Source organism: Pseudothioclava arenosa (assembly GCF_002358085.1).
In the GTDB taxonomy this organism is placed as follows: Bacteria; Pseudomonadota; Alphaproteobacteria; order Rhodobacterales; family Rhodobacteraceae; genus Pseudothioclava; species Pseudothioclava arenosa.
The window spans coordinates 148,307-162,650 of the sequence record NZ_NTJD01000002.1 but is presented as its reverse complement, the minus strand read 5'-3'; the positions used below and the strand labels follow the sequence as shown (position 1 = coordinate 162,650).

Genomic DNA, 14,344 nt, shown 5'->3' with positions numbered 1-14,344 from the left:
ACGCCCAGCGCATAAATGCCCAGACCGGTCAGGAAGGGTTTTGCCGGCATCGCAGGCTCCTCTCAAAGCATCAGCGTGGCGATAACCCGCCACGCCGAGGTGCTTCCTTGACTTGCCTCAATTTCCCGAGTGTTTCAATCGGGAAATTATCTCAGCGATGCGGCGCGTAGATCTCGACAATCCGGGCCACGGCGGCCTCGGGCGACATTTCTTCGCTTTCACCGGTGCGGCGGCTGGTCAGCTCGACCACGCCATTGCCCAGCCCGCGCGGGCCGACGGTGATGCGCCAGGGCAGGCCGATCAGGTCCATGGTGGCGAATTTCGCGCCCGCGCGCTCTTCGCGGTCGTCGTAAAGCGGATCGAGCCCGGCTGCGGTCAGCGCCTTGTAGAGCCCGTCACCGGCCGCATCGGTGCCCGCGTCGCCCTGCTTGAGGTTGACGATGCCGCAATGGAAGGGCGTCACGCCCTCGGGCCAGATGATACCCTTGTCGTCGTGGCTGGCCTCGATGATCGCGCCCAGAAGCCGCGAGACGCCAATGCCGTGCGAGCCCATCTCGACCGGCACGCGCTTGCCATCCGGCGTGGTGACGGTGGCGCCCATGGCCTCGGAATATTTGGTACCGAAATAGAAGATCTGGCCCACTTCGATGCCGCGGCCGACGCAGCGGCGCTCTTCGGGGATCTGGTTGAAGACCGCCTCGTCATGGGTTTCGTCGGTGCGCGCGTAAAGCGTGGTGAATTCCTCGCAGATCGCGGCCACCTCGTCGCGGTTATCGAAATCGACAGCGCGGTCGCCCAGCTTCAGCGCAGGCACCTGCGCGTCATAGAACACCTCGGACTCGCCGGTATCGGCCAGCACCAGGAATTCATGCGTGTTGTCGCCCCCGATCGGGCCCGAGGCCGCGCGCATCGGGATCGCCGTCAGGCCCATGCGCTCATAGGTGCGCAGATAGCTGACCATGTGGCGGTTATAGGCATGCAGCGCGTCTTCGCGGGTCAGATCGAAGTTGTAGCCGTCCTTCATCAGGAATTCGCGGCCGCGCATCACGCCGAAGCGCGGGCGGATCTCGTCGCGGAATTTCCACTGGATGTGGTAGAGCGTCAGCGGCAGCGACTTGTAGCTTTCGACATGGGCGCGGAAGATGTCGGTGATCATCTCCTCGTTGGTGGGCCCATAGAGCATGTCGCGGTCGTGGCGATCCTTGATGCGCAGCATCTCCTGGCCGTAATCGTCGTAGCGGCCGGATTCGCGCCACAGGTCCGCCGGTTGCAACGTCGGCATCAAGAGCGGGATGTGACCGGCGCGGATCTGCTCCTCATGCACGATCTGCTCGATGCGCTTGAGCACCTTGTAGCCCATCGGCAGCCACGAATAGATGCCCGCCGCCTGCTGCTTGATCATGCCCGCGCGCAGCATCAGGCGATGCGAGACGATCTGCGCCTCGGCGGGGTTTTCCTTGAGGACGGGGAGGAAGTAGCGGGAAAGGCGCATGGGGCTGGTCCGAAGGCTGATGTCAGAGGTCGCACCTTCGCTAGCCCAAACCCATGCGCGAGGCAAGCGGGCTTGGCCCGCGCGGGCGCCGGGTGCGTCCGTTTCCGCCCTGCCCCTTGAAACCGCGCGGTTTTCCCCCGATCTTGGGCCAAAGCGGTGACAGGAGTAGCGAATGGCTTTGCCGGTGCGGCAACAGGTGACCTATTGGGGCGTTGCAACCGGCATGACGGGGCTTGCGCTCTGGGGTCTGGGCGACGTGATCCTGCCCTTCATCGTGGGCGGCGCCGTCGCCTATTTCCTCGACCCGCTCGCCGACCGGCTCGAACGCATGGGGCTGAGCCGGATCGCTGCCACCATCACCATTGCCGCGATCGGCACCTTCGCCTTTGTCGTGCTGTCGCTGGCGGTGCTGCCGATGCTGGTGCGCCAGCTCACGCAGCTGGTGGCCACCGCGCCCGAGATCTTCGCGCGGCTGCGCGATTTCCTGACCACGACCTTCCCCTCGATCATGGAGCCCGGCTCGGTCGTCAACGAGACCCTTACCACCGTCGGTGAAACCATCCGCGCGCGCGGCGGAGAGCTGGCGCAGACCGTGCTGAGTTCCGCGATGAGCGTGGTGAACGCCGTGATCTTCGTCGTCGTGGTGCCGGTGGTGACGTTTTACATGCTCCTCGACTGGGACAGGATGGTCGCCAAGGTCGATGGCTGGCTGCCGCGCGATCATGCGGGCACGGTGCGTGCGATCGCGCGCGATATCGACAAGGTGCTGTCGGGCTTTGTGCGCGGGCAGGTCTCGGTCTGCCTGATCCTCGGCGCCTTCTATTCCGTCGCGCTGATGCTGGCGGGGCTGAAATTCGGCCTGATCGCGGGGGCGATCGCGGGCGCGCTGACCTTCATTCCCTATGTCGGCGCGATCATCGGCGGGGCGCTGGCGATCGGACTGGCGCTGTTCCAGTTCTGGGGCGACTGGCTCTCGATCGGGATCGTCGCGGCGATCTTTGCCGCCGGGCAATTCCTTGAGGGCAACATCATCACGCCCAAGCTGGTGGGCACATCGGTCGGGCTGCATCCGCTGTGGCTGCTGTTCGCGCTCTCGGCTTTTGGCACGCTGTTTGGCTTCCTCGGCATGCTGGTCGCGGTGCCGGTGGCGGCGATGATCGGCGTGCTTGCACGTTTCTTCCTCGATCAATATCTGAACGGCAGGCTCTACAAGGGCCTCGAGGGGCTCGAAGACCCCGGAACGACCGAGCAGACGCAAGACCAAGAGGCCTGAGATGAGCCGCCAACTGGCATTCGACCTGCCGCTGAAACAGGCGCAGGGGCGCGAGGATTTCTTTGTCGCGCCCGCGAATGCGTTGGCGCTGGCGACGCTGGATGCGCCGCAGGGCTGGCCGGGGCGGCGGATGCTGCTGATCGGGCCCGAGGGCGCGGGCAAGTCGCATCTGGCGCAGATCTGGGCCGATGCCGAGGGCGCGCTCTTGCTGGCAGCGACCGATCTGGCCGAAGCCGATATTCCGACGCTGGCCACGCGCGCGGTGGTGCTTGAGGATGCCGAGGCGCTTGCGGGCAACCCCGACGCGGAAGAGGCGCTGTTTCACCTCTATAACCTTGCGCAGGCCGAGGGGGGGACGCTCCTGCTGACCGCGCGGATGCCGCCGCGCGATTGGGGCATCGTGCTGCCCGATCTGGCCTCGCGGATGCAGGCGCTGGCGAGCGTCAAGATCTCCCCGCCCGATGACGCGCTGCTGGCGGCGGTTCTGGTCAAGCTGTTCAACGACCGGCAGCTGACCGTCGCGCCGCAGCTGATCGACTGGCTGGTCACGCGGATGGATCGCTCGCTGGCGACGGCGCGGCGGCTGGTCGCGGCGCTCGATGCGCGCGCTTTGGCCGAGGGGCGCAAGATTTCCCGCCAACTCGCCGGTGAGGTTCTGGACAGTCTGGACTGAGCGGCGCAGAATATCGTCACAGCGCCATTACAATTCCAAACCATAAGCGCCCCATGACTCAGGCAGATTTCCTCAAGACCCCGTTCCCCACCCCCGTCGAGATGCCCCGCGAGGTCACCGCCGGGACGCATCGCTTTTTCAACCGCGAACTGAGCTGGCTCGCCTTCAACTGGCGTGTGCTGGAAGAGGCGACGAACCCGCGTGTGCCGCTGCTGGAACGGGTGCGTTTTGTCTCGATCTCGGCGACCAACCTCGACGAGTTTTATACCGTGCGCGTCGCGGGCCTGCGCGAGCTGGTGCGCGAGGGCAATGCCACGCATTCGCATGACGGGCTGAGCCCCTCCGAACAGCTCGTGCTGATCAATGCCGATGCGCGCCGGCTGATGGCCGCGCAGCAATCGGCCTGGAACAAGCTCAAGCGCGAGATGGAGGCCGAGGGCATTCAGCTCGTGCCGCGCTCCAAGCTGACCAAGCGCGACCGCAGCTTCCTCGAAGAGCATTTCCTCAACAAGGTGTTCCCGGTGCTCTCGCCGCTGGCGATCGACCCAGCGCACCCTTTCCCGTTCATCCCGAACACCGGCTTCTGCCTCGCGCTGGAACTGGAGCGCGACGGCGACAAGCGCCGGTTGCAGGCGCTCTTGCCGATCCCGCAACAGATCGACCGCTTCGTGCGTCTGCCCGGCGGCGCGCGCTTCCTGCCGATGGAAGACCTGCTGCTGCTGCATCTGAGCATGCTGTTCCCGGGCTATCGCGACGCGGGCCATTGCGCCTTCCGCGTGCTGCGCGACAGCGACCTTGAGGTTGAGGATGAGGCCGAAGACCTCGTGCGCGAATTCGAGACCGCGCTGAAGCGCCGCCGTCGCGGGCAGGTCATCCGCATGAAGATCACGCAAGGCGCGCCCGAGTCGCTGAAGTCGCTGATCATGGACGAGCTGCACGTAACCGAAGACGAGGTGGTCGAGGTGCGCGGGCTCCTTGGCATCGCCGACATCAAGGAGCTGGTGCTGAACGAGCGCGCGGAACTGCTTTGGCCGAGCTTCACGCCCCGCGTGCCCGAGCGCGTGCAGGACCACGAAGGCGACATGTTCGCGGCGATCCGCCAGAAGGACATGCTGCTGCATCACCCCTACGAGACCTTCGACATGGTGATCCGCTTCCTCAATCAGGCGGCGGCCGATCCGAACGTGCTGGCGATCAAGCAGACGCTTTACCGGACCTCGAAGGACAGCCCGATCGTCGATGCGCTCTGCGAGGCGGCGGAAAGCGGCAAGTCGGTGACCGCCTTGGTCGAACTCAAGGCGCGCTTCGACGAGGCCGCCAACATCCGCCAGTCGCGCCGGCTGGAACGCGCGGGCGCGCATGTCGTCTATGGCTTCATGCAATACAAGACCCATGCCAAGATCTCGACCGTGGTCCGGCGCGAGGGCGACCAGCTCGTGACCTATACCCACTACGGCACAGGCAACTACCACCCGATCACCGCCAAGATCTATACCGACCTCAGCTTCTTCACCTGCGATGCGGCACTGGGGCGCGATGCGACCAAGGTGTTCAACTACCTCTCGGGCTATGTGCAGCCGGAAGGGCTTGAAAACCTTTCGATTTCGCCGATCTCGCTCAAGCCGCGGCTCCTCGAGCTGATCGAGAAGGAATCGCAATATGCCCGCGCCGGGCGGCCGGCCGAGATCTGGGCCAAGATGAACTCGCTGATCGACGCCGAGGTGATCGACGCGCTTTACGCCGCAAGCCAGGCGGGCGTGAAAATCACGCTGATCATTCGCGGTATCTGCGGCGTGCGCCCGGGCATCAAGGGCTTGTCGGAAAACATCCGGGTGAAATCCATCGTCGGGCGCTTCCTCGAACATTCGCGGATCGTGTGTTTCGGCAATGGCCACGGGCTGCCCTCGAAAAAGGCGCGGGTGTTCTTTTCCTCGGCCGACTGGATGGGGCGCAACCTGAACCGGCGCGTGGAAACGCTGGTCGAGGCGATGAACGACACGGTGAAGGCACAGATCGTCAACCAGATCATGGCCGCCAACCTCGCCGACGAGGCGCAAAGCTGGATCCTGCAGCCCGACGGGCGCTATCTGCGCGACCTGCCGCAGGATCGGGGCGACCTGTTCTCGTGCCACCGGTTCTTCATGGAATACCCGTCGCTGTCGGGTCGCGGATCGGCAGGCGCGAAGGACGTTCCCAAGCTTGCCCATAGCTTCGACTGACAGTAGCCTGACGCGGGGCCAGGCGCCCCCGGACCAAGACGCGGACCAGCACAGGGCCCCAGATGACGAACAAGTTCAGATCGAACCGCCCCGTGTCGTTTGGCGAGGAATGGGACCCATTCGGGGTACCCTTGTTCGACGATCCCTCGGCGCGCGCGCTCAGCCGCGTCGGCGTAGTAGATATCGGCTCGAACTCGGTGCGGATGGTGGTGTTCGACGGCGCGGCGCGCTCCCCGGCCTATTTCTACAATGAAAAGGTGATGGCGGGGCTGGGTCAGGGCCTGGCCGAAACCGGGCGTCTCAACCCCGAGGGCCGGGTGCGCGCGCTTTCCGCGCTGAAACGCTTCGCACTTCTGGCCAAGGGCATGGATATCGGCCCGCTGACCTGCGTCGCCACCGCCGCGATGCGCGATGCCGAGGACGGCCCCGAGCTGAAGCGCCAGATCGAGCGCGAGACCGGGCTGACGATCCATGTGATAGACGGGCTCGAAGAGGCCCGATTCTCGGCGCAAGGGGTGCTTTTGGGCTGGCCCGATGCGCAGGGGCTGATCTGCGACATCGGCGGCAACTCGATGGAACTGGCCGAAGTGACGGGTGGCAAGGTCGGGCGGCGCGTGACCTCGCAGCTTGGGCCCTTCCGGCTGATGCAAGTACCGAAAAAGGACCTCGGCGCGCATATCAAGGCCACCGTCAAGGAGCTGGCGCGCCAGGTCGGCACCGAGCATGAGCGGATCTATCTGGTCGGCGGCTCGTGGCGGGCGATCGCGCGGCTCGACATGGAGCGGCGTGCCTATCCGCTGCATGTGCTGCACGAATATCGCATGACGCCGGACGCCATCGCCGAGACGATCGACTGGATCGGCCAGAACGATCTGGACGAGCTGCGCGGGCGCACCGGCACCTCGGCGGCGCGGATGTCACTCGTGCCCTGGGCCATGCAGGTTCTGGGCGAGTTGGTGCGCGTGTTCCAACCCAAGGAAATCGACGTTTCGGCCTATGGCATCCGCGAGGGGCTACTTTACGAACAGATGCCCGAGCGGCTGCGCCGGCGCGATCCGCTGATCGAGGCCTGCCGCCACTCGGAAAGCACACAATCGCGGATGCCCGGTTTCGGCAAACGCCTGCACTCTTTCATCGCGCCGATCTTCGCCGAGGCCGCGCCCGAGAAATACCGCCTGATCCGCGCCGCCTGCCTGCTGCATGACACGACGTGGCGCACCCATCCCGACTGGCGCGCTGAAGCCTGTTTCGACAATGTGACCCGCGCCAACATGGCCGCGCTCAGCCACCCCGAGCGCGTCTATCTGGGCGTCGCGCTCTTGCATCGCTACAAGAATTCGCGCGCCAACAGCCCCTTCGCCCATCTCTTCGACCTGATCTCGCCCGAGGACATGAACGAGGCCGAGGTGCTGGGCAAGGCGATGCGGTTCGGCTCGATGTTCGCGCTGCATTCGCCGCAGGAGGCCGCCGAGATCGACTATATGCCGCGCAAGCAGCTTCTGACGCTCAAGCTGACCACGAAGGGCGAAGACCTGTTCGGCGAGGTGGCCGAGGCGCGCTTCGCCTCGCTCGCGGCGGCGCTTGGCGCGAAACCGCGGGTGAAACGGCCCTGAGGCGCTAAAGCTCGGTCACGCCATCGCCATCCGGCAAGGGCGCGGGCGGCGGCGCATCGGGGCGGCGGCGGATGATGATATCGCCATTCGGCAGCCGCTCGGGCGCCTCGTAATTGCGGAAATCGTCGAACAAGGTCAGCAGCTTGTCGAGCGCGGGGCCAAGGTCTTTCGCGGCATCGCCAAGGCCGCGCTGGATCTCGTCCATCTTCGGCTCGATCTCGTCGAGAAAGCCGCGCAGAACCATCTGCGCGCCCCGCTCCAGAAGCCCCATCCCCTCGGCCATATCGCCCTCGGGCGCAGGCTCGGCGGGGGCCTCGGGCGGCTCGAGGGTTTCGGGCGCGGGCTCATCGGCCCGCAGCGCCTGCGCAAGCGGAACAGCCGCAAACGCGGCGACAAGAACGATCGGGGCAATCACGAAAAACGGTTTCATGCGCGGACTATAGCAGCCCCCGCCCGCCCCTCAGAGCGAAATATCCACGCTCACGGGGAAGTGGTCGGAAGCCTGCAACAGCGCCTCGCGCAGCTCCGGCGTGCGGTAGCAGACCGGGTCGTCGAACGGATGCCAGATCCGCCAGTTCGGCCCCGTCACGCACAGGTCGGGCGAAAGCATGATGTAATCGAGCATGGCAGAGAAATACTGATGCTCCTCGGGCGAATAGAAGCGCGCCGAAGACGGGCAGGCGGCGGTGGCATGGCCGCGCACCGTGCGCGCATGCGGGTCGCGCAGGCGGCGATCGCGCGGACCGCCCTCGCCCGAGACGATCTCCAGCCCCGAGCGCCCGAACAGCTTTTCATATTCATCAAGACCAGGGCCATCGTTGAAATCTCCCAAGACAATCAGGCTTTCGCCCGCGTCCAGATGTTGATCGACGCGGCGGCGCAGCCAGATGCATTGCGCCAGCTGCTTGCGGCGGTTTTCGATCGCGATGCGGGTCGCGGCCTCGGGGCTGGTCGCGCCATGCGGGGCCTTCGACTTGATATGCACCCCGATCAGCCGCAGGCTTTTGCCCTCGGGCGTCTCGATCCGCACTTCGAGCGGCGGTTTCGAGAATTTCACCACATCCATCGTCGCGTCGATATCGAGGTCGATCCGCAGCGAATCGTCGAAGCGCGGTGCCTCGGGCGTGCCCTCGTCGGGCTCGTGGCGCGCGCTGACCACATCGGGGTCATAGAGCAGCGCAATCTCCTGCTGGGTCTCGTTTTCAAAGCCGATCAGCGCCTTGCGCTGACGCAGCCCATACCGTTCAGCAAAGCTTTCGAGCATCGGCACGGTCTGGCGGCGGCGGTTGTTGTCGGGCGCCTCAATCACCATGATCACATCGGCATTCAGCGCCGTCAGCACGATCGCGATAGCGCCCAGCTGCTCGGCCCGCGTCACCTGATAGCGCGCCGACCATTCGTCATCCTCGAGGATCCGGCCATTCCGGTCGAAGAGATTGGTAAACCATTCGATATTGTAGGTCGCGATCCGCATCATGCGGCCCTTTCCTGCAACTCCTCCCAGGCGCGGTTGAGCGCACGCACGCGGTCTTCGGCCAGTTTCACCGCCTCGGGCGGCAGGCCGCGCGCGATGGCGCGGTCGGGATGCGCGTCACGCACCAGCATCCGCCAGCGCTTGCGCGCCTCGGTCAGCGAAGCGCCCGGCTCCAGCTCCAGCACCGTCCAGGGGTCGGGGTCGGCCTCGGGCACGAAACTCGCCCGGATCGCCCGGAAACAGCACTCCTCCAGCCCGAAAATCGTGGCCACCTCGTGCAGGAAGGCATCCTCGCCCGCGTGATATTCGCCATCCGCCATGGCGATCACGAACAGCCCCTCCAACAGGTCTTTCAGCACATCGGCGCCAGGACCGAACATCGCGGCGATCTTGCGGGCATAGGCATCGAACCCCGCCACATCCTGACGCGCCATATTGAAGACCCGCGCGGCATTGGCCTCTTCGCCGGGCGGGATCTGAAACACGCTGCGAAAGGCGGTGACCTCGTCGCGGGTAACCCGCCCGTCGGCCTTGGCCATCTTGGCGCCAAGCGCGATCACCGCGATGGTGAAGGCGACCGAGCGCTCGGGCGGCGTGCGCAGCTGGTCAAAGACCGCCGACAGCCCCTCGCCGCGGCCAAGGGCCGAAAGCGCCTGCGCGATGCGCGACCAAAGGGAAACCGGCTTGTCCATGGGGCCAGTCTAACGCCTCACAAGATCTTTTGCATCAGCACGAGGTCGATCCAGCGGTCGAATTTGCGACCGGCCTCGCGCACGCGGCCCGCCTCGGCGAAACCCACCGCCGCATGAAAGGCGATCCCGGCGGCATTCTCGGCCGAGATCCCGCCCACCATCAGATGCGTGCCGCCCGCGCGCGCGTGCTCTTCGAGCGCGCTCATCAAGCCCCGCCCGACCCCGCGCCCGCGTGCCTCGGGCGCAAGGATGATCGTGTGCTCCATCGCATGCAGGTATCCATTGCCGCCCCGAAACTGGCCGTAAGTGACAAAACCCAGCACCGAGCCCGCCTCTTCAGCCACGAAAAACTCCTGCCCCGCCACCCGGCGCGCGGCGATCATCGCCTCAAGGCTCTCGGGCGTCTTTTCCTCGCTGGAAAAGGTGACAGTCGTGTCGCGGATCACCGGATTCCAGAACGCAAGGATCGCGGGATAGTCGAGGGGAGTCGCGGGGCGGATCATGGCAAGCTCCTGAAATCGCGCCGCGATCCTGCGCGCGGAATGAAAAAAGGGCAAGGTCTCCCCTGCCCCTTTCATCAAGCTTTGAATACTCGGGCGGGGGCAGAGCCCCCTCCCCGTTCAGGCGCGTGCCGCGCGCACGATGTCGAGGATCTCGCGCGCCGCCGCCGGGATGTTGGTGCCTGGCCCGAAGATCGCCTTGACGCCGGCGGCCTTCAGGAAATCGTAGTCCTGCTGCGGGATCACACCGCCGCAGATCACGATGATATCCTCGGCGCCCTTTTCCTTCAGCGCCTCGATCAGCTTCGGCGCGAGCGTCTTGTGACCGGCCGCCTGCGAGGAAATCCCCACCACGTGCACGTCATTGTCGATCGCGTCCTGCGCGGCTTCCTCGGGGGTCTGGAACAGCGGGCCCACATCGACGTCAAAGCCGATGTCGGCAAAGGCCGTCGCGATCACCTTGGCGCCGCGATCGTGCCCATCCTGACCCATCTTGACCACGAGCATGCGCGGACGACGGCCCTCAGCCTCGGCGAAGGCCTCGACGTCTTTCTGGATCTGCTCGAAGCCCGCATCGCCTTCGTAAGCGGCGCCATAGACGCCCGCGAGGGTCTTCACCTCGGCGCGGTGACGGCCGAACACTTCTTCCATCGCCATCGAAATCTCCCCGACAGAGGCCCGGGCGCGCGCGGCTTCCACCGCCGCCTCGAGCAGGTTGCCACCCTCTTTCGCGCGGCGCGTCAGTTCCGCCAGAGCGGCCTGGCATTTCGCCTCGTCGCGGGTCGCGCGCATCTTGTCGAGACGTGCGATCTGCGCCTCGCGCACCTTGACGTTGTCGATATCGAGAATGTCGATCGGGTCTTCTTTCGCGAGGCGATACTTGTTCACGCCGACGATGACCTCTTCGCCACGGTCGATCATGGCCTGGCGACGCGCGGCCGATTCCTCGATGCGCAGCTTCGGCATGCCCGAGGCCACGGCCTTGGTCATCCCCCCCATTTCTTCGACTTCCTCGATCAGCTTCCAGGCCTCTTCGGCCAGTTTCGCCGTCAGGCTTTCGACGTAGTAGCTGCCCGCGAGCGGATCGACGACATGGGTGATGCCGGTTTCTTCCTGCAGGATCAGCTGGGTGTTGCGCGCGATCCGGGCCGAGAAATCGGTGGGCAGCGCGATCGCCTCGTCGAGCGCGTTGGTGTGCAGCGACTGGGTGCCGCCCAGCGCCGCCGCCATCGCCTCATAGGCGGTGCGCACGACGTTGTTGTAGGGGTCTTGTTCCTGCAGCGACACGCCCGAGGTCTGGCAGTGGGTGCGCAGCATCAGCGAGCCGGGTTTCTTCGGCTCGAATTCCTTCATGATGCGGGTCCAGAGCAGGCGCGCGGCGCGCAGCTTGGCGACTTCCATGAAGAAGTTCATGCCGATCGCGAAGAAGAACGAAAGACGCCCGGCGAATTTGTCCACATCCATGCCCGCCGCGATCGCGGTGCGCACATATTCGCGCCCGTCGGCCAGCGTGTAGGCCAGCTCTTGCACGAGGTTCGCGCCGGCTTCCTGCATGTGGTAGCCCGAGATCGAGATCGAGTTGAACTTCGGCATCTCGTTCGAGGTGTATTCGATGATATCCGCGATGATCCGGATCGAGGGCTCCGGCGGATAGATATAGGTGTTGCGGACCATGAATTCCTTCAGAATGTCGTTCTGAATGGTCCCCGAGAGCACCGAGCGGTCATGGCCCTGCTCTTCGCCGGTGACGATGAAGTTCGCGAGAACCGGGATCACCGCGCCGTTCATCGTCATCGAGACCGAGACCTTGTCGAGCGGGATGCCGTCGAACAGGATCTTCATGTCCTCGACGCTGTCGATGGCCACGCCGGCCTTGCCGACATCGCCCACCACACGCGGGTGATCCGAGTCATAGCCGCGGTGCGTCGCGAGGTCGAAGGCGACCGAGACGCCCTGCTGGCCGGCGGCCAGCGCCTTGCGGTAGAAGGCGTTCGATTCCTCGGCGGTCGAGAAACCGGCATATTGGCGGATCGTCCAGGGGCGACCGGCATACATGGTCGCGCGCGGGCCGCGGGTGAAGGGCTCAATGCCCGGGAGCGAGCCGAGGTGATCAAGACCCTCGATGTCGTCCTCGGTATAGAGCGGTTTCACCTCGATCCCCTCGAGCGTGTCCCAGTTCAGGCTGTCAACCGGCTTGCCCTTGAGTTCCTTCTCGGCAAGGGCGCGCCATTCCTCTTTCTTGTTGGTCATGGACCGATCCTTCCTTCGACTGACCCATCCGGGCCCCGCCCGCGATGGCATCTGTTTCGAAACCGACTGCCGGCCCCACGGGTGCGGGGCCGGCGGCTGGAGTTACTCGAACTCCATGATGATGTCGTCCACCTTCAGCGAGGCGCCCGCGGCGGCGTTGATCTTCTTGACCACGCCTTTCTTCTCGGCGCGCAGGATGTTTTCCATCTTCATCGCCTCGACGGTGGCCAGCGCCTGGCCTTCCTGGACTTCCTGGCCTTCCTCGACCGAGATCTTCACCACCAGGCCCGGCATCGGGCAGAGCAGGAATTTTGATGTATCCGGCGGCAGCTTGATCGGCATCAGCAGCGCAAGCTCATGGGCGCGCGGGGTGCGTACGTTGACCTTGAGATCGGCGCCACGGACGCGCAGGCGGAAGCCCATCGGGATCTTGCCGACCTTGAGCACCAGCGGCTCGCCCGAAACATCGAGCGTGGCCAGCGATTGACCCGGCGTCCAGTCGCTCTCGACGCGCAGCTCGGTGCCATCCTCGAAACGGACCGTCGAGCCCGACTTGTCGGCCGAGACCTGCACGCGGAACTCTTCGTCCTGCAGGCTGACGACCCAGTCCTCACCGACGTGACGCTCGTGGTTGCCCAGAGTGCCCGAGATGCGGGTGCGGCGAATCTCGGCGACGCGGTTCATCGCGGCGGCAGCGGCGGCCACGCGCTTGAGCGTGTATTCGCCCAGCGTCACGCCTTCGAAGCCCTCGGGGTATTCCTCGGCGATGAAGGCCGTGGTCATGTCGCCCGAGCAGAACTTCGGATGGTCCATCACTGCCGAGCAGAACGGCAGGTTGTGGCCGATGCCTTCGACTTCGAACGTATCCAGCGCGAGGCGCATCTCTTCGATGGCATGCGCGCGATCCTCGCCCCAGGTGCAGAGCTTGGCGATCATCGGGTCGTAATACATCGAGATCTCGCCGCCCTCATAGACGCCGGTATCGTTACGCACGATGCCGCCACCCTTGGTCTGGCCTTCCACCGGCGGGCGGTATTTGGTCAGGCGGCCGATCGAAGGCAGGAAGTTGCGATAGGGATCTTCGGCGTAAAGACGCGATTCCATCGCCCAGCCGTTGATCTTGAGGTCGCTCTGCGCGAAGGGCAGCTTTTCACCGGCCGCGACGCGGATCATCTGCTCGACGAGGTCGACGCCGGTGATCAGTTCGGTGACGGGGTGTTCCACCTGCAGGCGGGTGTTCATCTCGAGGAAGTAGAAGTTCTTCTGCCCGTCGACGATGAATTCCACCGTGCCCGCCGAGCTGTAGCCCACGGCTTTCGCCAGCGCCACGGCCTGTTCGCCCATCGCCTTGCGGGTTTCCGGGTCGAGGAAGGGCGACGGCGCCTCTTCGATGACCTTCTGGTTGCGGCGCTGGATCGAGCATTCCCGCTCGTGCAGGTAGACGGCATTGCCGTGCTTGTCGGCCAGCACCTGGATCTCGATGTGGCGCGGCTGGGTCACGAATTTCTCGATGAAGATACGGTCGTCGCCAAACGAGTTCGCCGCCTCGTTCTTGGACGACTGGAAGCCTTCGCGCGCCTCCTCATCGTTCCATGCGATACGCATACCCTTGCCGCCGCCGCCGGCGGAGGCCTTGATCATCACCGGGTAGCCGATCTCGTTCGAGATTTTCACCGCCTCGTCGGCGTCCTCGATCAGGCCCATATAGCCCGGGACGGTCGAGACTTTGGCTTCCTGCGCGATCTTCTTCGAGGTGATCTTGTCACCCATCGCCTCGATCGAGGGCGACGGCGGGCCGATGAAGACGACGCCTTCTTTTTCCAGCGCCTCGGCGAATTTCATGTTCTCCGACAGGAACCCGTAGCCCGGGTGCACCGCTTCGGCGCCGGTCTGACGGATCGCGTCCATGATCTTGTCGATCACGATATAGGACTGGTTGGCCGGCGGCGGGCCGATATGCACCGCCTCGTCGGCCATCTGCACATGCAGCGCCTGCGCGTCGGCATCCGAATAGACGGCCACCGTCTTGATGCCCATCTTGCGCGCCGTCTTGATCACGCGGCAGGCGATTTCGCCGCGGTTAGCGATCAGGATTTTCTTGAACATGTCAGTCCCTTCCCCTCCGTCGCGGCAGCCATTCGTGCTCCGCGTCCTTGAT

General features: G+C 65.0%; 11 protein-coding genes. 4 read left to right on the top strand and 7 right to left on the bottom strand.

From position 1 onward, the window contains the following. Window positions 1-151: 151 nt before the first annotated feature. Window positions 152-1,492: a proline--tRNA ligase gene (proS, locus tag CLN94_RS03095; RefSeq protein WP_096431024.1), complete on the bottom strand. Its 1,341-nt coding sequence runs from the start codon at window positions 1,490-1,492 to the stop codon at window positions 152-154. A gap of 172 nt (window positions 1,493-1,664) precedes the next feature. Here proS and CLN94_RS03090 point away from each other — a divergent pair, with 172 nt between their 5' ends. The 4 genes from CLN94_RS03090 to CLN94_RS03075 all read left to right on the top strand — a co-directional run bounded on the left by CLN94_RS03090 (window position 1,665) and on the right by CLN94_RS03075 (window position 7,270). Further along, window positions 1,665-2,765, top strand: a complete 1,101-nt coding sequence (locus tag CLN94_RS03090) for an AI-2E family transporter (RefSeq protein ID WP_096431022.1) — start codon at window positions 1,665-1,667, stop codon at window positions 2,763-2,765. 1 nt (window position 2,766) lies between these two features. Then, window positions 2,767-3,438 (top strand): P-loop NTPase family protein, encoded by a 672-nt coding sequence (locus CLN94_RS03085; RefSeq protein WP_096431020.1) that lies wholly within the window; start codon window positions 2,767-2,769, stop codon window positions 3,436-3,438. 53 nt (window positions 3,439-3,491) lie between these two features. Then, entirely contained in the window at window positions 3,492-5,657 is a 2,166-nt protein-coding gene (locus CLN94_RS03080; RefSeq protein WP_096431018.1) for an RNA degradosome polyphosphate kinase, read from the top strand. Between the two features lie 62 nt (window positions 5,658-5,719). Next, entirely contained in the window at window positions 5,720-7,270 is a 1,551-nt protein-coding gene (locus CLN94_RS03075) for a Ppx/GppA family phosphatase (protein ID WP_096431016.1), read from the top strand. 4 nt (window positions 7,271-7,274) lie between these two features. Here CLN94_RS03075 and CLN94_RS03070 read toward each other — a convergent pair whose 3' ends face one another. From CLN94_RS03070 to CLN94_RS03045, 6 genes are all read right to left on the bottom strand, one after another. After that, on the bottom strand, window positions 7,275-7,700 hold the full coding sequence (locus CLN94_RS03070) for an AAA+ family ATPase (RefSeq protein ID WP_096431014.1): 426 nt from the start codon (window positions 7,698-7,700) through the stop codon (window positions 7,275-7,277). A 30-nt stretch (window positions 7,701-7,730) separates the two neighbouring features. Next, window positions 7,731-8,744 carry an endonuclease/exonuclease/phosphatase family protein gene (locus CLN94_RS03065; RefSeq protein ID WP_096431456.1) on the bottom strand — a complete coding sequence of 338 codons (1,014 nt, stop codon included), beginning with the start codon at window positions 8,742-8,744 and terminating at the stop codon, window positions 7,731-7,733. Beyond that, window positions 8,744-9,436 carry a tellurite resistance TerB family protein gene (locus CLN94_RS03060; RefSeq protein WP_096431012.1) on the bottom strand — a complete coding sequence of 231 codons (693 nt, stop codon included), beginning with the start codon at window positions 9,434-9,436 and terminating at the stop codon, window positions 8,744-8,746. Before CLN94_RS03060 ends, CLN94_RS03065 begins: the two co-directional genes overlap by 1 nt. 17 nt (window positions 9,437-9,453) lie before the next feature. Beyond that, entirely contained in the window at window positions 9,454-9,939 is a 486-nt protein-coding gene (locus CLN94_RS03055; RefSeq protein ID WP_096431454.1) for a GNAT family N-acetyltransferase, read from the bottom strand. A gap of 117 nt (window positions 9,940-10,056) precedes the next feature. Next, the gene (scpA, locus tag CLN94_RS03050) at window positions 10,057-12,186 is read right to left on the bottom strand and encodes a methylmalonyl-CoA mutase (RefSeq protein ID WP_096431010.1); all 2,130 of its coding nucleotides are present in this window, start codon (window positions 12,184-12,186) and stop codon (window positions 10,057-10,059) included. 102 nt (window positions 12,187-12,288) lie between these two features. Further along, on the bottom strand, window positions 12,289-14,292 hold the full coding sequence (locus tag CLN94_RS03045; RefSeq protein WP_096431008.1) for an acetyl-CoA carboxylase biotin carboxylase subunit: 2,004 nt from the start codon (window positions 14,290-14,292) through the stop codon (window positions 12,289-12,291). Window positions 14,293-14,344 lie beyond the last annotated feature (52 nt).